General features: G+C 69.8%; 20 protein-coding genes. 8 read left to right on the top strand and 12 right to left on the bottom strand.

All coding sequences use genetic code 11. From position 1 onward, the window contains the following. Positions 1–49 precede the first annotated feature (49 nt). Positions 50–934: an alpha/beta hydrolase gene (locus ACOQFR_RS15685; protein WP_421383647.1), complete on the top strand. Its 885-nt coding sequence runs from the start codon at positions 50–52 to the stop codon at positions 932–934. On the opposite strand, the gene ahpF is transcribed toward ACOQFR_RS15685, so the two are convergent. Further along, positions 902–2,488, bottom strand: a complete 1,587-nt coding sequence (gene ahpF / locus ACOQFR_RS15680; RefSeq protein WP_421383645.1) for an alkyl hydroperoxide reductase subunit F — start codon at positions 2,486–2,488, stop codon at positions 902–904. The genes ACOQFR_RS15685 and ahpF overlap by 33 nt on opposite strands. A 130-nt stretch (positions 2,489–2,618) precedes the next feature. Next, positions 2,619–3,182 carry an alkyl hydroperoxide reductase subunit C gene (gene ahpC, locus ACOQFR_RS15675; RefSeq protein WP_421383643.1) on the bottom strand — a complete coding sequence of 188 codons (564 nt, stop codon included), beginning with the start codon at positions 3,180–3,182 and terminating at the stop codon, positions 2,619–2,621. 180 nt (positions 3,183–3,362) lie between these two features. Here ahpC and ACOQFR_RS15670 point away from each other — a divergent pair, with 180 nt between their 5' ends. The 3 genes from ACOQFR_RS15670 (at position 3,363) to ACOQFR_RS15660 (ending at position 5,542) form a co-directional block, all read left to right on the top strand. Continuing rightward, positions 3,363–4,313, top strand: coding sequence for a LysR substrate-binding domain-containing protein (locus tag ACOQFR_RS15670; RefSeq protein ID WP_421383641.1), 951 nt, complete (start codon positions 3,363–3,365; stop codon positions 4,311–4,313). A gap of 129 nt (positions 4,314–4,442) precedes the next feature. Continuing rightward, complete coding sequence (locus ACOQFR_RS15665; protein WP_421383639.1) at positions 4,443–4,874, top strand: rubrerythrin family protein; 432 nt, start codon at positions 4,443–4,445, stop codon at positions 4,872–4,874. A gap of 23 nt (positions 4,875–4,897) precedes the next feature. Then, positions 4,898–5,542, top strand: a complete 645-nt coding sequence (locus ACOQFR_RS15660; protein WP_421383637.1) for a hypothetical protein — start codon at positions 4,898–4,900, stop codon at positions 5,540–5,542. Position 5,543: 1 nt separating this feature from the next. On the opposite strand, the gene ACOQFR_RS15655 is transcribed toward ACOQFR_RS15660, so the two are convergent. From ACOQFR_RS15655 to ACOQFR_RS15645, 3 genes are read right to left on the bottom strand one after another with little or no spacing between them, the layout of a single operon-like run. Next, positions 5,544–6,062 carry an adenine phosphoribosyltransferase gene (locus tag ACOQFR_RS15655; RefSeq protein ID WP_421383635.1) on the bottom strand — a complete coding sequence of 173 codons (519 nt, stop codon included), beginning with the start codon at positions 6,060–6,062 and terminating at the stop codon, positions 5,544–5,546. 2 nt (positions 6,063–6,064) lie between these two features. Beyond that, entirely contained in the window at positions 6,065–6,715 is a 651-nt protein-coding gene (locus ACOQFR_RS15650) for a glutathione S-transferase family protein (protein ID WP_421383633.1), read from the bottom strand. A 56-nt stretch (positions 6,716–6,771) separates the two neighbouring features. Further along, complete coding sequence (locus ACOQFR_RS15645) at positions 6,772–8,973, bottom strand: diguanylate cyclase (protein ID WP_421383631.1); 2,202 nt, start codon at positions 8,971–8,973, stop codon at positions 6,772–6,774. Positions 8,974–9,104: 131 nt separating this feature from the next. Between ACOQFR_RS15645 and ACOQFR_RS15640 the strand changes: the two genes are divergently transcribed. The 4 genes from ACOQFR_RS15640 to ACOQFR_RS15625 are packed head-to-tail and all read left to right on the top strand — an operon-like array spanning position 9,105 to position 12,779. Further along, positions 9,105–10,853 (top strand): glutamine--tRNA ligase/YqeY domain fusion protein, encoded by a 1,749-nt coding sequence (locus ACOQFR_RS15640; protein ID WP_421383629.1) that lies wholly within the window; start codon positions 9,105–9,107, stop codon positions 10,851–10,853. 1 nt (position 10,854) lies between these two features. After that, entirely contained in the window at positions 10,855–11,412 is a 558-nt protein-coding gene (locus tag ACOQFR_RS15635; protein ID WP_421383697.1) for a nucleoside deaminase, read from the top strand. Further along, complete coding sequence (rlmM, locus tag ACOQFR_RS15630; RefSeq protein ID WP_421383627.1) at positions 11,402–12,448, top strand: 23S rRNA (cytidine(2498)-2'-O)-methyltransferase RlmM; 1,047 nt, start codon at positions 11,402–11,404, stop codon at positions 12,446–12,448. The genes ACOQFR_RS15635 and rlmM overlap by 11 nt, the downstream gene beginning before the upstream one ends. Next, on the top strand, positions 12,438–12,779 hold the full coding sequence (locus ACOQFR_RS15625) for a hypothetical protein (RefSeq protein WP_421383625.1): 342 nt from the start codon (positions 12,438–12,440) through the stop codon (positions 12,777–12,779). Before rlmM ends, ACOQFR_RS15625 begins: the two co-directional genes overlap by 11 nt. A gap of 880 nt (positions 12,780–13,659) precedes the next feature. Here the strand turns inward: ACOQFR_RS15625 and ACOQFR_RS15620 are convergent. From ACOQFR_RS15620 to ACOQFR_RS15590, 7 genes are all read right to left on the bottom strand, one after another. After that, positions 13,660–14,076: an MAPEG family protein gene (locus ACOQFR_RS15620; protein WP_421383623.1), complete on the bottom strand. Its 417-nt coding sequence runs from the start codon at positions 14,074–14,076 to the stop codon at positions 13,660–13,662. A gap of 67 nt (positions 14,077–14,143) precedes the next feature. Next, positions 14,144–15,538: an alkaline phosphatase PhoX gene (locus ACOQFR_RS15615; protein ID WP_421383621.1), complete on the bottom strand. Its 1,395-nt coding sequence runs from the start codon at positions 15,536–15,538 to the stop codon at positions 14,144–14,146. A 69-nt stretch (positions 15,539–15,607) separates the two neighbouring features. Beyond that, complete coding sequence (locus tag ACOQFR_RS15610) at positions 15,608–16,021, bottom strand: DUF4920 domain-containing protein (RefSeq protein WP_421383619.1); 414 nt, start codon at positions 16,019–16,021, stop codon at positions 15,608–15,610. A gap of 10 nt (positions 16,022–16,031) precedes the next feature. Continuing rightward, positions 16,032–16,922, bottom strand: a complete 891-nt coding sequence (locus ACOQFR_RS15605) for an MBL fold metallo-hydrolase (RefSeq protein WP_421383617.1) — start codon at positions 16,920–16,922, stop codon at positions 16,032–16,034. A 19-nt stretch (positions 16,923–16,941) separates the two neighbouring features. Beyond that, the gene (gene ggt / locus ACOQFR_RS15600; protein WP_421383615.1) at positions 16,942–18,648 is read right to left on the bottom strand and encodes a gamma-glutamyltransferase; all 1,707 of its coding nucleotides are present in this window, start codon (positions 18,646–18,648) and stop codon (positions 16,942–16,944) included. Next, complete coding sequence (locus ACOQFR_RS15595; protein WP_421383613.1) at positions 18,645–18,902, bottom strand: YfhL family 4Fe-4S dicluster ferredoxin; 258 nt, start codon at positions 18,900–18,902, stop codon at positions 18,645–18,647. Before ACOQFR_RS15595 ends, ggt begins: the two co-directional genes overlap by 4 nt. 46 nt (positions 18,903–18,948) lie before the next feature. Further along, entirely contained in the window at positions 18,949–19,452 is a 504-nt protein-coding gene (locus tag ACOQFR_RS15590; RefSeq protein ID WP_421383611.1) for a hypothetical protein, read from the bottom strand.

Below are 19,452 nucleotides of genomic sequence, written 5' to 3'. Positions count from 1 at the left end.
ACGTTCAGGCCCGCATGATAGTCCTTCCGCCACCCGCCCCGGACACTGGATGCCCCTGCCGAAACTGCGCGCCGCCGTCGCCGCCCTCGTTGCCCTGCTGCTGGCGGGCTGCGGTCAGGCCTACTACCGGGCGATCAACCTGGGCGTGGACGACAGCCGGATCGGCTCGCAGGTGTATGCCCCGGCGCAGGGGCTGTCGCTGGACATCCATCGCCCCGCGGACGGTGCCGGGCCGGCCCCGGTGGTGGTGTTCCTTCACGGCGGCAGCTGGCGCAACGGCGACCGCCAGGGCTATCGCTTCGTCGGCCAGCGGCTGGCCGCGGGCGGGGCGCTGGTGCTGGTCCCGGACTACCGCAAGGCGCCGGCACATGCCTTTCCGGACTTCATGCATGACACCGCGCGGGCGCTGGCCTGGGCGCGCACGCATGCGGCCGAGCTGGGCGGCGACCCCGACCGCATCTACGTGATGGGCCACTCGGCCGGCGCACACATCGCCGCGCTGGTGGCCACGGATGCACGCTACCTGGCCGGCGTGGACATGAAGCCGCGCGACCTGGCCGGCGTGATCGCGCTGGCGGGTCCGTTCGATTTCCTTCCGATCACCGACCCGGCGCTGCGCGAAGTGTTCGGCGACGAGGCCGACTGGCCGGCCTCGCAGCCGGTGAACTTCGTGGACGGGGACGAGCCGCCCTTCCTGCTGCTGCACGGCACCGACGACGGCACCGTGTGGCCGGTCAACAGCCAGCGCCTCGGCCGGAGGCTGGTTGCGCAAGGCGTGTCGGCCACGTATGTGCCGGTACCGGACAAGGGCCACATCGGCCTGCTGCTGGAACTGCGCGGCGAGAAGGCCAGCCCTACCCTGCGGGAAGTGCTGGCCTGGCTGGACCTGCCGGCCGAACCCTCAGGCCTCGGCCGGGGCGACCTCGGCGGCTGAGACCGTGCGGATCAGGTGGTCGAAGGCGCCCAGCGCCGCGGTCGAACCCGCGCCCATCGCGATCACGATCTGCTTGTAGGGCACCGTGGTGGCGTCGCCGGCGGCGAACACGCCCGGCACCGAGGTCTGGCCGCGGTCGTCGATGACGATCTCGCCGCGGGCCGACAGCGCCACCGTGCCCTTGAGCCATTCGGTATTGGGCAGCAGGCCGATCTGCACGAAGATGCCTTCCAGCTCCAGCCGCACGTCCTGGCCGCCGACGCGGTCGCGGTAGACCAGGCCGGTGACCTTCTTGCCGTCGCCCAGCACCTCGGTGCTCTGGCCGTTGAGCACCACGCTGACATTGGGCAGGCTGCGCAGCTTGCGCTGCAGCACCTCGTCGGCGCGCAGGCGCGCGTCGAACTCGACCAGCGTCACATGGCTGACCAGGCCGGCCAGGTCGATGGCCGCCTCGACGCCGGAATTGCCGCCGCCGATCACCGCCACGCGCTTGCCCTTGAACAGCGGGCCGTCGCAATGCGGGCAGTAGGCCACGCCCTTGTTGCGGTATTCGTGTTCGCCCGGCACGTTCATCTGGCGCCAGCGGGCGCCGGTGGACAGCACCACGGTGCGCGAGCGCAGGGTGGCGCCGTTGGCCAGCTGCAGCTCGACCAGGCCGCCCTCGACCGTAGCCGGCACCAGCTTCTCGACGCGCTGCAGGTTCATCACGTCCACCTCGTATTCGCGCACGTGCTGCTCCATCGCGGCCACCAGCTTCGGGCCCTCGGTGTGCGGCACCGAGATGAAATTCTCGATGCCCATCGTGTCCAGCACCTGGCCACCGAAACGTTCGGCCACCACGCCGGTGCGGATGCCCTTGCGCGCGGCGTACACCGCCGCCGCGGCTCCGGCCGGGCCACCGCCCACCACCAGCACGTCGAAGGGCGCGCGCGCGGCGATCTTCTCCGCCTCGCGCTGCTCCAGGCCGACGTCGAGCTTGGCGACGATCTGCTCCAGGCTCATGCGGCCCTGGTCGAACACCTTGCCGTTGAGAAACACGGTGGGCACGGCCATGATCTCGCGCGCTTCCACTTCGTCCTGGAACAGCGCGCCGTCGATGGCCACGTGGCGGATGCGCGGATTCAGCACGCTCATCAGGTTCAGGGCCTGCACCACGTCCGGGCAGTTCTGGCAGCTGAGCGAGAAATAGCTTTCGAACAGGTAATCGCCCTCCAGCGCCTGCACCTGCTCGATCACTTCCTGCGTGGCCTTGGACGGATGGCCGCCCACCTGCAGCAGGGCCAGCACCAGCGAGGTGAATTCGTGGCCCATCGGCAGGCCGGCGAAGCGCACGCCGATGTCGCTGCCCACGCGCTGGATCGCGAAGGAGGGCTTGCGCGCGTCGTCGTCGCGGCGCAGCAGGCTGATCTTGTCCGACAGCGGGGCGATGTCTTCCAGCAGCGACCACAGTTCGAGGGACTTTTCGCCCTCGTCGAGCGAGGCGACCAGTTCGATCGGGTGCACCAGCTTTTCGAGGTAGGCCTGCAGCTGGGACTTGAGGGTGGCATCAAGCATGGCGAAGGCTCCGGAAAGAAAGGGGGGAAGACGCTTGATGCAGGGACCGGCGCCGGCGAGGCGACGGTCCCTGGGGCAAGGGTCCTGGGTCCGGCGGCCGCTGCGCAGAGGCAGGGGCCGCCGGCGACAGTCAGATCTTGCCGACCAGGTCGAGCGAAGGCGCCAGGGTCTTCTCGCCTTCCTTCCACTTGGCCGGGCAGACCTGGCCCGGATGCGCCGCCACGTACTGCGCGGCCTTGAGCTTGCGCAGGGTTTCCTTCATGTCGCGGGCGATGGCGTTGTCGTGCACCTCGGCGGTCTTGATGACGCCGTTGGGGTTGATCACGAAGGTGCCGCGCAGGGCGAGGCCTTCTTCCTCGATGTGCACGCCGAAGGCGCGGGTGAGCTGGTGGGTCGGGTCGCCGACCAGCGGGAACTTGGCCTTGCCCACCGCCGGCGAGGTCTCATGCCAGACCTTGTGCGAGAAATGGGTGTCGGTGGTGACGATGTAGACCTCGGCGCCCAGCTTCTGGAACTCGGCGTAGTTGTCGGCCGCGTCCTCGACCTCGGTCGGGCAGTTGAAGGTGAAGGCGGCCGGCATGAAGACCAGCACGGACCAGTGGCCCTTCAGCGTCTGGTCCGAGACCTCGACGAACTTGCCGGCGTGGAAGGCATTGGTCTTGAACGGCTTGATTTCGGTGTTGATCAGGGACATGGAGACTTCCTTGCTTGGGGAGGGGTGAATTGAACGATGGGCCATCTTAGGCCCTGCCTATCAATATGCCAAGACAATGAATACTATCTATGCAATAGGCAATGCCTATATATAAGGCTCGACAAAGCCATTCTCAAGGCGTATTGATTGCCGCAACTTGATAGACCGGATCCATGAGCCATGAACCTGCGTGATCTCCGCTATCTGGTCGCCCTGGCCGACGTGCTGCATTTCGGCCGCGCCGCGGAAGCCTGCCATGTGAGCCAGCCGACCCTGTCGACCCAGATCAAGAAGCTCGAGGACGAGCTGGGCGTGGCCCTGGTCGAACGCGCGCCCCGGCACGTGATGCTGACCCCCGCCGGGCAGGACATCGCGGCACGCGCGCGCCGCGTGCTGTCGGAAGTCGAGCAGATGCGCGAGACCGCGCGCCGCACCAGCGATCCGGAGGCTGGCACGGTACGCCTTGGCCTCTTCCCCACCCTGGGCCCCTACCTGCTGCCGCACGTAGTGCCGCGCATCCGCGCCCGCTTCCCGCGCCTGGAGCTGCTGCTGGTGGAGGAGAAGACCGAGGTGGTGCTGGCGATGCTGCGGGACGGCAAACTCGACGCCGCCGTGCTGGCCCTGCCCCTGCACGAGGACTGGCTGGAAACCGAATTCTTGTTCGAGGAACCCTTCCTGCTGGCGGTGCCCGAGGGCCACCCGCTGTCGCACCGCCACGACTTGCGCCTGGAAGAGCTCAGCGACCAGCACCTGCTGCTGCTCGAGGAAGGCCACTGTTTGCGCGACCAGGCGCTGGAGGTCTGCGCCCTGGCCGGCGCCGGCGAAAAGGACGGCTTCCGCGCCACCAGCCTGGAGACGCTGCGCCAGATGGTCGCGGCCGGCGTCGGCGTGACCCTGCTGCCGACCCTGGCGGTGAAACCCCCGGTCTCGCCCTCCGAGAACATCCGCCTGATCGCCTTCCGCGATCCGCCGCCCACCCGGCAGATGGCCATGGTGTGGCGGCGCAGTTCGGCCATGTCAGCCTTCCTGCGGCAGTTGGCCGCGGTACTGCGCGACCTGCCGCCAGGCCTGCTCGAGGCACCGGCCGAGGTGCACGGCAAACCCGCCCGGACCAGCCGCGCCAAGGCCTGAGTGCAGCAGCCGATCCCGCCTTCCCGGCGGACGGCAGCCTCCGTCCCGATGATCGGCAATCGGCGGTGGCCGGCACGGCCCTATGCTGGCCCGATCCCGCGCATCGCGGGCCCCGCACCGGATCTCGCCATGTCGCTGAAGGGTTCCCGCACCGAGCACAACCTCAAGGCCGCGTTCGCCAGCGAGGCCCAGGCCAACCGCCGCTACCTTTACTTCGCGCAGCGCGCCGATACCGAAGGCCAGAACGACATCGCTTCGGTGTTCCGCTCCACCGCCGAAGGCGAGACCGGCCACGCGCACGGGCACCTGGAGTACCTGGAGGCCTGCGCCGATCCCGTTACCGGCCTGCCCTGGGGCGATACGCCGGGCAACCTGCGCGCCGCCATCGCCGGCGAGCTGCACGATGCGATGGAGATGTATCCGGCGATGGCGCGCACCGCGCGCGAAGAAGGCTTCGACGAAATCGCCGACTGGTTCGAGACCCTGGCCGAGGCCGAGCGTTCGCATGCGCGCAGGTTCCAGCGCGCGCTGGATGGCCTTGCCTCCGGTCCCGCGGCCTGACCCGCGCCACGACGAGACCACCCATGCCGCGCTGGATATGGATCTTCCTTCTCGCCTGCATTGGCGCCTTGCTCTGGGCAGCCAATCGAAGCCCCGACTTGGTGGTGGCGCAATCCCTGTCCGGGCAAGGCCTGGTGAACTGCGTCCCCCAGGCGGCCGCGCGGGCGGGCGAAGCGCCGATGCAGAGCGACGTTCCCGACACGATGGGTCCGTTCCGGCACGGCGAATTCACCATCACGCCCCTGGCGGGCTTCGCACTGCAGGCGCGCGTGCTGGCGCGCGAGGATTATCGCTTCGATGCGGGCGCCGCCCTGTCGCCCACCGACCTGGCCCTGGGCTGGCAGCGCATGTCCGATCCGGCCGTGTACCGGCAGCTTTCCATCTCGCAGTCCGGCCGCTGGTACCACTACCGCTGGGGCAGCGAAGGGCCGCCGCTTGAACTGGGCGAGATCATCCGCTCCAGCGCCAACATGCACCTGATCCCGGCCAACGCCGGGGTTGCGCAGGCCATGTCGCGCGTGCGCCCCGACCAGACCGTGCAGCTGCAGGGCTGGCTTGTGGAGGCACGCCGCGAGGATGGCTGGCACTGGCGCAGCTCGCTGACCCGCGAGGACAGCGGCGACGGATCCTGCGAGCTGATCTACGTGTGCGCGATTTCCGCCAACTGAGTCAGTAGGCCAGCGTGGCGTGCAGCGGCGCCGGGCACGTCCACCGCGCGCGACCGCCGAGGGCGCGAAGCTCCACCAGTACCGCCGCGCCCACCAGTTCGGCGCCGGTGGCCTGCAGCAATTCCGCGGCCGCGACCAGGGTGCCGCCGGTGGCCAGCACATCATCCACCAGCAGCACGCGGCTGCCGGCGGCGAACGCATCGCGCTGCACCTGCAGGCGGTCGTGGCCGTACTCGAGCGCGTAGGCCACTTCGTGCAGCTGGCCCGGCAGCTTGCCGGGCTTGCGCAGCGGCACGAAACCCACGCCCAACTCGCGCGCCATCGCCGCCCCCAGGATGAAGCCGCGCGCCTCGATGCCGGCCACCGCCGTCAGGCCGAGCGTGCGCCAGGGATCGCTGAGCGCGTTGATGGCCGATGCAAACGCAGCTGGATCCGAAAGCACCGGCAGGATGTCCTTGAAGACGATGCCCGGCTTCGGGAAATCCGGCACGTCGCGGATCAGGTCGGCGAAGCCACCCATGTTCAGGCCTCGTCCGCGGCGACGCGTTCGGTTTCGGCCAGGGCCGAAGCCTCCCACTCGCGCATCGCCGGCAGGGAGAAGACCGCGTCCATGTAAGCCGAGGCAACATCGTCGGCGCGGACGCCGTAGCCGCGGAAGCGCACGCACACCGGCGCGTACATCGCATCCACGATGCCGAACCGGCCGCAAAGGAAGGGACCGTCGCCGCCGAAACGCGTGCGCAGCTCGCGCCACAGCGCCTGGATGCGATCGATGTCGCGCCCGGCGTCGGCGTCCCAGCGCCTGGCGTCGGGCTGGCGCCGCACGTTCATCGGCAGCTGGCCGCGCATTGCGGCGAAACCCGAATGCATTTCAGCCGCGGCCGAACGTGCGACGGCGCGCGCGTCTCTGGCGGCTGGCCAGCCGGCACCGTCAAGCCAACGCTCGTTCACGTATTCGCAGATGGCCAGCGAATCCCACACGGTCAGCTCGCCGTCGCGCAGCACCGGCACGCGCTGGGTGGGCGACCACTGCCCGACCCGGGCGTGGAACTCGGGGGTATCCAGCGGCAGCCTCACCTCGTCGAAGGCCACCCCGGCGTGGCGCATCAGCAGCCAGGGCCGCAGCGACCAGGACGAATAGTTCTTGTTGCCGATGACGAGCGTGGTGGCCATGGATGCCTCGCGGACGCCGCAGGTCGCGGCCCGGGCATCATGCCCGGCCACGGCGCTCAACTGAAGATCTGGTTGCCGCCGTTCTTGCTGGCGATCTGCGCCGCCTTCAGCGCGCGCTCCACCAGGGCTGCGGCATCGCGCTCGGCCGGTCCGGCCTGGGCCACGCCGATGCTCACCGTCAGGCTGGCGGCAATGCGGGCATCCACCGGCATGCGCGCCACCGCCGCGCGCAGGCGCTCGGCATAGTCGCGCGCCTCGATCAGGCGCTTGCCGTTGGCCACCAGCAGGAAGCCGTCGGGGCCGGAGCGGCCGATCAGGTCGCCATAGTCCACTTCCTCGCGCAGCAGCTCGGCCACGGGCCGCAGGCCGGCGGTGGCGCCGACTTCGCCACCGGTCTCGCGCAGTCCGGGCAACTGGTCCACCAGCACGTAGAGCAGGCTCATCGGTACCTGCTTCTGCCGCGAATGGTCGATGTGCCTGGCCAGCGCCGCGCGCAAGGGCTCGGCCCGAAGCACGCCGGTGGCGGCATCGGTATCGGCGGCACGCTGGGCGCTGACGACGTTGGCGGCCTCTTCACCGGCCACGATCGCCATCGCGGCGAACTCTGTGCACAGCGCCAGCTCGGCATCGCTGTAGGTCACGTCGGCGCTGCGCTCGACCAGCAGCGCTCCCCAGCCCGGACGGCCGACCGGCAGCGGAATGATCGCCAGCTGCACCTGGTCCAGCGGTCCCTGCGGCCCGTCGAAATCGATGCCGATCTGCTGTGGCGCCCGCAGGCGACTGAGGTTCTTGAGCAGGGTGGCACGCTGGGAAAGCAGCTCGCGATAGCGGTCTTCGGCATCGGGCGGTTCGACCTGCAGCAGGTCCTCGCCGTGGAAGTGCATGGCCACCACCGCGGCGGAACTCTGCGGCAGCACGCTCTTGAGGCCATCGAGCAGGCGGCGGAAGGCGATCCACTTCAGGTCGCCGTCGGCCGCGTTCTTCAGGCCCGACTGCAGGCTTTCCATCAGGCGCTCGCGCGCGGCGGCGATCTTCTCGGTGGCGCTGGGCTCGGGCTTTTCGGCCCGCTTGCGGATGGCCCACTGCTGCAGGCGCGCGCGGATCCAGGGCAAGGCCAGGTACAGCGTCACCGTGATCGCCAGCAGCAGCTGCCAGCCATAGAGGTTGTAAAGGCTGGCGGGCAATACCTGCAGGTCGGTGAGCACGCGCACCACCACGGCGGCCGCCGTGGCCAGCAGGGTCAGCAGCGGCGCCCAGCGATAGCTGCGCGAATCCACCAGCAGCATCAGCAGGCAGGCGACGCCGGCGATGCCGTAGCCCAGCCAGGCCAGGGCCTGCAGCAGCGCGGGCGGCGTGCTGGAGGCGAACAGTCCGAACACGGCCAGCAGCAGCAACGCCCAGCCCAGCGCACGCGCCCAAGGCACCATGCCCGGGGCCGACTTCGCCAGGCCGCTGTAGTAGCGCGTGGCCAGCACCAGCGGCCCCGCACCCAGCAGCAGCAGGGCCTGCGGCACGGTCGCGCCCAGGCCCGACAGCAGCGCCACCTCGGGCAGCGAATACACGTGGCCATTGAAGCCCAGGCAGGCCAGCCAGGAGCAAAGCGCGGCGGCGCCCACGGCCAGCGCGCCGGAGCGGTTGTCCTCGACGTAGCGGATCACCGACAGGGCCGCCACCAGCAGGAACAGCCCGTAGACCAGACGGAAGAAACCGCGCGCGCGGGCCTCGCCCCCGTCCGCGGATGCGGCGTCCCGCAGGCGCAGGTGGAAGCCTCCGCGCACCTTCCCTTCCAGCTCCAGGTAGAGCGTGGTGCGACCCTGAAGCTCCGGCGGCAGCTTGAGCTCGAAGGTGGCCGGCCAGGGCGTGGAGTCCTTGCCGGTGACGAAGAAGCTGGCGCGCGAGACCACGGCGCCCGGCGGCTGCACGCGCAGGCGGATGTGGTCCAAGGGCACGCGGACGATGCCGACGCGCCACCCGCCCGGAGGGGCCGGCGGAAGTTCGGTGCGCACCCGCACCCACAGCACCTGGCCCTCGCGGGCCTGGAACGGGAAGCCCGGCGTGAGCACCGGCGTGAAGCCGGGCTGGGCCCGGCCGGTCAGGATGTCGTCCAGGGTCGTGCCCTGCGGCGTTTCCATCACCGCCAGTTCGAAGGCCGGCTGGACCGCCAGCTCGGCGGCGCGCGCGGCCAGGGGCAGCATCAGGGCGAGCAGCAGCCCACCGACGACGCTTATTGCGGCCCGCATGATGTGCAAGCTGGTCACTCCCCAAGACAGCGCAACGCCCCCCGGCCGTCCGATTCTATACTCGCGCGGCGCCCGGCGTTCAGGCCCGGGGCCGCGGCGGGGGCCGGCAGCCGGTAAACTGGGCGACCCCTCCCCATCCCTGCGGACGCATGACCTCCTCGCCCAAGCCCGCCGACGCCACCGCGCCGGAAAAGAACGACTTCATCCGGCAGATCATCCGCGAGGACCTGGCCTCGGGTAAGCACGCGGCCGTGCGCACGCGCTTCCCGCCCGAACCCAATGGCTACCTGCACATCGGCCACGCCAAGTCGATCTGCCTGAACTTCGGCATCGGCCGAGAGTTCGGCGGCCCGGTCAACCTGCGTTTCGACGACACCAACCCGGCCCGGGAAGACCCCGAGTACGTCGAGGCCATCAAGGAAGACGTGCGCTGGCTGGGCTTCGAGTGGGCCGAGCTGCGCCATGCCTCGGACTACTTCGAGGTCTTCTACCGCAGCGCGCTGAAGCTGGTGCAGGACGGCAAGGCCTACGTCTGCGACCTGGACGCCGAGCAGGTGCGCGCCTACCGCGGCACGCTCACCGAGCCGGGCCGCAACTCGCCCTTCCGCGATCGCAGCGTGGCCGAGAACCTGGACCTGTTCACGCGCATGCGCGCCGGCGAGTTTCCCGACGGCGCCCGCACCCTGCGCGCAAAGATCGACATGGCCAGCGGAAACATCAACCTGCGCGACCCGGCCATCTACCGCATCAAGCACGTCGAGCACCAGAACACCGGCAACGCCTGGCCGATCTACCCGATGTACGACTACGCGCACTGCCTCAGCGACGCGCTGGAAGGCATCACGCATTCGCTGTGCACGCTGGAGTTCGAGGACCACCGGCCGCTGTACGACTGGTTCGTGGACCACGTGGACCTGCCGCGCAACCCGGACCTCTACCAGCCGCTGCTCGACGCCGGACTGGACGCCCCGGTCGCCAAGCCGCGCCAGATCGAGTTCTCGCGACTGAACATCAACTACACCGTGATGAGCAAGCGCAAGCTGCTGGCCCTGGTCGGCGAAGGCCTGGTGTCGGGCTGGGACGATCCGCGCATGCCCACGCTGCAGGGCCTGCGCCGCCGTGGCTGCCCGCCGGCGGCGCTGCGCCTGCTGGCCGACCGGGTCGGCATCAGCAAGCAGAATTCGCTGATCGACTTCTCGGTGCTGGAAGGCTGCATCCGCGAGACGCTGGACGCCGCCGCGCCGCGCCGCATGGGCGTGGTGGATCCGCTGAAGCTGGTGATCACCAACCTGGATGAAGGCCACGCCGAAACGATCCGCTTCTCCAACCACCCGAAGGATCCGTCCTTCGGCGAGCGCGAAGTCCCGTTCTCTCCGGTGCTGTGGATAGAGCGCGAGGATTTCATGGAAGTGCCGCCCAAGGGCTTCCACCGCCTGGTGCCGGGCGGCGAAGTGCGCCTGCGCGGCGTCGGCATCGTGCGCTGCACCGACGTGGTCAAGGAAGGCGATGCCGTGGTCGCGGTGCACTGCACGCTCGACCCGGACAGCCGCGCCGGCCTGCCTGGCGCCGACCGCAAGGTGAAGGGCACCATCCACTGGGTGGCCGCGGCCACCGCGGTACCGGCCGAGCTGCGCCTGTACGACCGCCTGTTCACCGTGCCCGATCCCGACCAGGACGAAGGCGGCAAGACCTATCGCGACTACATGAATCCCGACTCGGTGCGCGTGGTACGCGGCTACGTCGAGCCGTCGGCCGCCGCGCTGCAGCCCGAGCAGGCGCTGCAGTTCGAGCGCCTGGGCTTTTTCGTCGCCGACCGCCACGACCACCGCGCCGACCGTCCGGTGTTCAACCGCGCCGTGACCCTGCGCGACAACTGGGCCGGCAAGGCCGGTGGCTGACGTGATCTACGCGCAGCTGCACCTGACGCTGCCGGCCTGGATCCACGAGGACGTGGACGGCGACCGCCTGTATCCGGATGCCGAGAGCCGCATCGCGCTGGCCATCAGGCTGTCGCGACTGAACGTGGACCACCGCAGCGGCGGCCCGTTCGGCGCCGCCGTATTCACCGGCGCCGGCCGCCTGGTGGGCGTGGGCGTGAACCGCGTGGTGCCGCACAACTGCTCGGCGGCGCACGCCGAGGTGATGGCGCTGACCACCAGCCAGCAGCGCATGCAGAGTTTCCGCCTGAACCTGGGCGGCGAACGCATCACCCTGGCCACCTCGGCCCAGCCCTGCTCGATGTGCTACGGCGCCCTGATCTGGGCCGGCATCGACGAGCTGCTGATCGCAGCCACCGCCGACGACGTGCAGACCCTGGCCGGCTTCGACGAAGGCCCGCTGCCGGCCGACTGGGCCGGCGAGCTGCGCAAGCGAGGCATCGAAGTACACACCGACCTGATGCGCGACCACGCGCGCGACGTGCTGCGCGACTACGGAGAAAGTGGCCTTGTCTACTGATGGCCTGCTGGCCTACTGCCGCCCCGGCTTCGAGCCCGAGCTCGCCGCCGAACTGGGCGAGCGCGCGGCCATCGCCGGCTGCCCGGGCTATGCCCGCACGCAGCGCAATGCCGGCTACGTCGAGTTCCTCGGCGTGGAGGACGGCGCCGCGCTGTCGCGTGCCCTGCCCTGGTCCACGCTGATCTTCGCGCGCCAGAAGCTGCGGCTGCTGGCCGACGTGGCGGGCATGGACCCCAAGGACCGCATCACGCCGATCATGGAGGTGCTGGGCGGCCGCGGCCGCTACGGCGACCTGATGGTCGAGCACCCCGATTCGGACGAGGGCAAACAACTCGCCGCCCTCGCCCGCTCCTTCGGCAACGCGCTGCGCCCGGCGCTGCGCCAGCGCGGCCTGCTCACCGACAAGGACGATCCGCGGCTGCCGCGCCTGCACGTGATGATGCTCGCCGGCGACCATGCCCTGCTGGCCAGCGCCGACGCCAAGGACGCTTCGCCGTGGCCGCTGGGCGTGCCGCGGCTGCGTGCGCATGCCGATGCGCCCAGCCGCTCCGCGCTCAAGCTCGAAGAAGCGCTGATGACCCTGCTGACCGAAAAGGAGCGCGCCGAGTTCATCAAGCCCGGCATGTTCGCCGCCGACCTGGGCGCCGCGCCCGGCGGCTGGAGCTGGGTACTGGCGCGCATGCACGTGCGGGTGCTGGCGGTGGACAACGGGCCGATGGCGCAGACCGCGATGGACATGCCGATCATCGAACACATCCGCGCCGACGGCTTCCGCTGGCAGCCGCCCAAGCCGATGGACTGGCTGGTGTGCGACATGGTCGAGTCGCCGCGCAAGGTGGCCGACCGCATGGCCACCTGGTTCCGCGAGGGCTGGTGCAAGCACGCCATCTTCAACCTCAAGCTGCCGATGAAGAAGCGCTGGGACGAGACCCGCGACTGCCTGCAGCATTTCGTCGACCATGCCGGCCGGCCGCTGACGCTGCGCGCGAAGCAGCTCTACCACGACCGCGAAGAGATCACCGTGTATGCGGGCTGATCGTCGCCGCGCACTGGCCTGGATCGCGCTGGTGGTGTTCGCCTGCGCCGGCCCCGCTTGGGCACAGTCGGACGACTATTTCACCCGGGTGGACCTGGACGGTGATGGAAGGGTGTCGCTGCAGGAGTTCCTGGAGCGCATGAGCTTCGCGTTCCGGCAGATGGACACCAACCTCAACGACGTGCTCGAGCCCGGCGAGCAGCACATCCCCAACGCCAAGCCGCTCACGCTGGCCGAGCACCACGAGCGCTTCACCGCGCAGTTCCGCCGCCAGGACGGCAACGCCGACGGCTACCTGAGCCGCACCGAGCTTCTCGCCCCACCGCGCTGAGTTATCTGGCGCCGGACGGGCCGCGGAGGTGCAGGTCACTTTCTGCTCAGTGAGGCCTTTATTTCGCAGAAAGTGACCTGCACCTCCACGTCCCGCCTGGTCCGGATCATCCGGTTTGCTGTCAGGAAGGCCCGTAGCCGCGCGCTTCGATGCTTGCGCGTGTGCCATCCGGACCAAGTCGGACCATCTCTCCTGCTGATCACGCGGTGAAACAGTGCGGTCGACTTGGCGCCAGCGCGTCAACGCGTGCGTGTCCACCTGGACACGCAACCGGCTTGGTCGCGGGCTGGATGGACGCCAAGACCGAATCTCCTATCCGCCCGGCGGCGGGTGTGAGTTCGGGTCTAGCGCGAGGAGCGGCTCCCGTGTCTCACACGCCGCGCCGCAACCAGGAAAGTCCGTAATTAGTTCGCGTAGGACTCCAATCGTCTAACGCGTGCGTGAGCCGGAACAAAGGCCCGTCCGGCGGAGCTACGCGCGGCAGCGCGAGCTGGTTGCTTTACCGGCCAGATGCGCTTCTCGTGATCGCCAAGAACCCACCCCCGCCGCCGGGCGGACAGGTGTCTCGGTCTCGACGTCCATCCAGCTCGCGACCAAGGTATTCGCGTGTCCAGGTGGACACGCACGCGCTGACGCGATGGTGGCAGGTGTGCGGAATCGTTTAACCGCGGGATCCGCAGGAGAGATGATCCGCCTTAGTCCGGATCGCACACGCGCAAGCATCGAAGCGCGCGGCCACGGGCCTTCCTTTGAGTGCCCGCGATGGATGCACCGGCGGCGCCGTGGAAGCGAAGGTCACTTTCTGCGAAATAAAGGCCTTGCTGAGCAGAAAGTGACCTTCGCTTCCGCGGTGACGCCGGCGCCATAGCCCATCGGGAAACTAAATTTCCTCGACGGTCTGGTCGACAGCCAGCAGCGGCTGCACGTAGCCGACGATGGCGAAGACCGACATGGCCAGCATCAGCAGCAGGGTGAGCAGCACGCCGGCGAAGCGGCCGGGGCTTGCGCCGGAGCTGCGGCTCAGGCCCCAGGCGTGCAGCAGGCGGGAGACCACCAGCGTGATGCCGAAGCCGTGGATCACCGCATTGGGATAGCCGTTGAGCTCCATGCCGCCCAGCAGCAGCAGGGCCAGCGGCAGGTACTCCACCGCATTGGCATGTACCCGGATGCGCCGCTGCAGGTCGTGGTCACCGCCGTCGCCGATGCCGATGCGCCGGCGCAGGCGCACCGCGATCACGCGCCCGGAGAGATAGAGCACCAGCAGGGTGCAGAGCGCGGCATACAGGAGCGTGATCATCGATGTTTCCAGGCAAGGGCGGGACAGGCGGCATCATCGCCGCCCGCCGCAATGCCTGCAATGCCGGTCAGATCAGGCCGGGCTGCCAGGGGCCGGTGATGGCCACGGTGAAACCGGGCGCGTAGACATTGGCGAACAGCCACTTGCCGTCCGGCGAGAAACAGGCGCCGGCCCATTCCTCTTCGCGGAAGTCGCCGGCGAAGCCCAGCGCGCCATCCAGCCGCACGTTGTTGCGGCAGAACTCGAACAGGCCGCCCTGCGCGGTCATGCCGTAGAGGCGTTGCACCGGCTGCTCGGAGTCCTCGCAGATGACCAGGCCGCCACGCGGGCTGAGCACCACGTTGTCCGGGTAGTCCAGCACCAGCGGGTCGGGCGACTCGAACACCAGTTCCAGCATCTGCTCGCGCGGATGGTAGGCCCAGACCTGGCCGCAGGCGGCATCACCGCCGTTGGTGGCGGTGAAGTAGACGCGGCCGTCGCCGACGATGCAGCCCTCGAGCCTTGTGAAGCGCGAGCCGCCGCCGGCCAGGCCCTGCCGCACCAGTCCACGCGGCCCGCCTTCGCTGTCCACGCCGCGCTCGGGCTGCTCGATCTCGACCCATTCCACCTTGAAGCGCTCGCCCGTGCGGCGACCCGAGCGAAGGTCGGGCGCGCCCACCGCCTTGAGCATCTGCAGCCGCCCGCCGCGCACGGGCTCGCCCGGCACTTTCGGGATCATGCGGTAGAAGCCGGCCTCGGGCTCGACGTCCTCGGTGAGGTAGAAGATGCCCGTGGCCGGATCCACCGACACCGCCTCGTGCTTGAACTGACCCATGGCCAGCAGCGGCTCGGCGCGCGACAGGCCGTCGGCCGGCACTTCGAACACGAAGCCGTGGTCGTGCGACAGCTCGTGGGTGACGCTGGCCAGATCCACCGGCCCGGCGGCGCTGACGAACTCCTCGCAGCTCAGCCACGTGCCCCAGGGGGTGGTGCCGCCGGCGCAGTTGTTGACGGTACCGCCCAGCGAGGGCCGCGCGTCGAGGAAGCGACCCTGCCGCGCATCGAAGCGCAAGGTGGCGGTGCCGCCGCCGCAGCGCGGGTCATACGTGGCCGAGGCCGGCGCGAAGCTGCCCCAGCCCGCCTTGACCTCGTGGTTGCGGACCACGGTGAGGATGTCGCCGTCGGCGCGCACCACGCCCATGCCGTCGTGCGAATCGGGCGTGCGCTGGCCATCGGCCATCGGCTCGTTGGTCCATCCGAAGCTGACGTAGCTGAAGCCCTGCGGCAGCTTCAGCAGCGGCAGTCCGGTGTTGCCGTCGCGCACCACCGACAGCGGGCCGTAGCCGGGGTGCACGTGGTCGCGGCTGCCGGCCTGGGCCAGCAGGCGGCCGACCGGGCTCAGGCCCAGCGCCGCGGCGCCAAGGCCCAGGCCACCGGCCTTGAGCAGGCGGCGGCGGGAAGCAAGCAGGGATTCCTGGGACATGGCGGGTTCCGGTGCGGCGTGACCCCGTATTTCAACGCCGCCATGTCACAGGCATATGACGGCGGTCGCTCAGTCGGCGATCTCGATGGCGGTGGCCACGATGCGCAGCTCGCGCTCGGCCGGCGCCTTGGCGCCGTCGTCTTCGACCAGGTGGCGCGCATGTTCGGCGCTGATGGGCTCCTGCTCGAGCACGCCGTAGGCCACGGCGGCGCCCGTCGAATCCTTGGGCACTTCGAAGCCATGGTCCTTGGCCATCACGCGGGCGGTGGCGCCTTCGTGTTCCAGCACGACCCAGCAGCCCTTCTTCTGGCAGACCTCGGTGATGCGGCCGCTGAACTTGGCAGGTGCGCCGCCATGCGCGGCGGGGTCGCGCGCGGCCACGTCGATCGAAACGGGCTCGCCCTCGGGCATCGGTGCGCCGTAGTTGGCGGCGAAGGCGGACGGGGCCAGCAACAGCAGCGGCAGGATCAGCAGGGTGCGCATGGTGGTTTCCTCAGGCGGCCAGGGGTCGCGCCGACAATTCGGCGACTTCGTGGGTGGTACCGAACTTGCCCTTCGCATCCCGGGTCACCTGCGCCAGCGCGCAGTCCGGGTCGTGGGTGAAATAAAGATGCACGTTGCGCGCCAGCTTGTCTTCGAGGAAGGCGCGCTTCTCGTCGATGATCAGTTCCGGGTAGCGGTCGTAGCCCATCGTGATCGGCACGTGCACCCAGGGCCGGCCCGGGATCAGGTCGGCGCAGAACACCAGGCCGCCGTGCGGCTGGCCGTCGGCGCCGGCCGCGCCGGTGATCTCGGCCAGCATCAGGCCCGGCGTGTGGCCCTGGCTGTAGTGGAAGCGCACCGCGTCGCCCAGCGCGCGTGAATGTTCACCCTGCACCACTTCCAGCCGGCCGCTGGCCTGCAGCAGCGGCGCAAGCTCGGGGATGAAGCTGGCGCGGTCGCGAGCGTGCGGGTCGTTGGCGCGGGCCCAGTGTTCGGCGCCCACCACGTAGGTGGCGTTCGGGAACAGCAGCGACGGCGCCTCGCCTTCGCGCCAGGCCGACAGCAGGCCGCCGGCGTGGTCGAAGTGCAGGTGGCTGAGCACCACCACGTCCACGTCCTCGTGCGAGAAGCCGGCCTTCGCCAGCGAGTCGAGCAGCACGTGCCGATCCTCGACAACGCCGAAACGCTCGCGCATCTTCGGCTCGAAGAAGGCGCCGATGCCGGTCTCGAACAGCACGGTCTTGCCATTGAGCGGGCTGGCCAGTAGCGCACGGCAGGCCAGCGGAATGCGGTTCTCCTCGTCGGGCGCGATCCAGCGCGACCACATCGCGCGCGGCGCATTGCCGAACATCGCGCCGCCGTCGAGGCGCTGCGAGTTGCCCATGATTGACCAGAGTTTCATGCTGCCCTCCTTCGCGCGGTCAGCGGTAAATGGAAGCGGCGTCCGAAGACGAACCCTTGCCCACGCCCTTCCAGCGCGGGTCGGTGCCGGCCTCGACCTTGCCGGTGTCGCGGTGCCACATCACCACCTGCATGTTGCCCCAGCTGCGGTCGCCGATCTGCACGTCGTGGCCGCGCGCCTTGAGCTGGGCGGCTTCCTCGGCGGTGAAGGCCTCGGGCTCGGCCGACAGCTGGTCCGGCAGGTACTGGTGGTGGAAACGCGGCGCATCCGCAGCCGCCTGCGCGCCGCCGCCGTCCATCAGCTCGAACAGGCCCAGCAGCACCATGGTGACGATGCGGCTGCCGCCCGGCGTGCCCAGCACGGCCACGCGGTCCTTGCCGATCAGGAAGGTCGGCGTCATCGACGACAGCGGACGCTTGCCCGGCGCGATCGCGTTGGCGTCGTCACCGACCAGGCCGAAGGCATTGGGCACGCCCGGCTTCACCGAAAAATCGTCCATCTCGTTGTTGAGCAGGAAGCCCGTGCCCGGCACCACCAGCGAATTGCCGTAGGGCAGGTTCACCGTCTGGGTGACGGCGGCCAGGTTGCCCTCGGCGTCGATGATGGAGAAATGCGTGGTGTCGGGCCGCGAGGCGGCGGCGGTGACGCCGGGCAGCATGTCGCTGGGCGTGGCGCGCTCGGCGCTGATGCCCGCGCGCAGGCCCGCGGCGTAGTCGCGGCTGGTCAGCAGCGGTACCGGCACCTGCGCGAAGTCCGGGTCGCCCAGGTAGACGGCGCGGTCGCGGTAGGCGCGGCGCATCGCTTCCACCACCAGGTGGGTGCGCGGCACCTTGTCCATCTTCTCGTAGCCGTAGGGCTCGAGCACGTTGAGGATGGTGGCCAGGGCCACGCCGCCCGACGACGGCGGCGGCGCGGTGACGATCTCGAAGCCGCGGTGCTTGAAGCGCAACGGCGCACGTTCGACCACGCGGTATTCGGCCAGGTCGCTCTCGGTCCAGATGCCGCCGGCCTTGCGCACGCCAGCCACCAGACGACGCGCGTAGTCGCCGCGGTAGAAGCCGTCGGCGCCCTCGCGGGCGATGCGCTCCAGCGTGCGGGCGTAGTCCTCGTTGCGCATCAGCGTGCCCTGCGCCGGCACCTGGCCGTCGCGCAGGAACAGCGCGGCCGCCGCGGGCGTGGCGGCGATCGCGTCGCGGCGGAAGCCCAGCATCGCGGCGTTCTTGGGGCCGAACTTCCAGCCTTCGCGCGCCAGCCGGATCGCCGGGGCCAGCGACTCCGACAGCGGCAGCTTGCCGTAGCGCACCGCCAGGTGTTCCAGCGCCGCGGGCGTGCCAGGGATGCCGGCGGCCAGCGCGCCTTCGGTGGATTTCTTGCGGTCGGCATTGCCGGCTGCATCCAGGAACATGTCGCGGGCTGAAGCCAGCGGCGCGCGCTCGCGCGCATCCACGAACACATCGCGCCCGTCCTTGGCCACGTGCAGCAGCAGGAAGCCGCCGCCGCCCAGGCCCGAGCTCTCGGGCTCCACCAGGCCCAGCGTTGCGCTGACCGCCACCGCGGCGTCGAAGGCATTGCCGCCCTTGGCCAGGATTTCCAGCCCGGCGTCGGTGGCGTAGGCGTTGGCGCTGGCCACGCCGCCCTGGTGCGGCGGCGTCGCGGGCGCGCGCGGCGCCTCGGCGCCGACCAGTGGCGCGAACAGCAGCAGGGCAAGGCAAAGGATTCGGGTCACGCGGTGGGCTCCTGCTGCAGCTGCAGATACTTGGCGAGCAGCTGCTCGCGGGATTCGGGCCGGGTGGCGTCCAGGTCGATGCACTCGACCGGGCAGACGACCACGCATTGCGGCTCGTCGAAGTGGCCCACGCACTCGGTGCAGCGGCGCGGGTCGATCACGTAGATGGTCTCGCCCTGGCTGATGGCGTCGTTGGGACAGGCCGGGGCGCAGACGTCGCAGTTGATGCAGAGCTGGTTGATCAGCAGGGACATGGCAAGGCGCCGCGTCCCGGCGCAGGGCCGGGACGCGCGCCGCGACTCACTTGGCTTCGACGAAGATGTACTTGCCGCCGGCGGCTTCCACCGCCGCCTTGACGCGATCGCTGTCGGCCGGCTTGCCGATGAACAGCACCTGCGAACCCTTGAGCGCATTCGGATCCGGGTTTGCGAAGGCGGCGACGATCAGGTCGGCCATCTTGGCGCTGTCCGGCGAACCGAAGGCCAGCAGGTTGCCCGGCAGCACGGTGCGCTGCACGACGGCGGTGACGTTTTCGAGCTGGCGGTCGTACTGGGTCTTGCCGTCCTGGTCGCCTTCGGCCGGCTCGGCGCTGTTCATCGGCAGGTAGTACGGGAAGATGCGGTCGGTGACGCCGGCCTGGTTGGCGTTGACCACCTGGCCCAGGTAGGCCTTCCACGCGGCGTCGTCACTGTCGGTCGGCGCGACCAGGGCGGCCGGCGGCGGCGGCGCGGCCTCTTCCTTCTGGCAGCCGGCGAGCACGGTGAGCGAGAGCAGCAGGGCAATCGGAGCAAAAACGCGGTTCAT

The organism is Arenimonas sp. MALMAid1274 (genome assembly GCF_049195245.1).
GTDB lineage: Bacteria > Pseudomonadota > Gammaproteobacteria > Xanthomonadales > Xanthomonadaceae > Arenimonas.
This window is presented reverse-complemented; position numbering and strand designations above follow the sequence as displayed.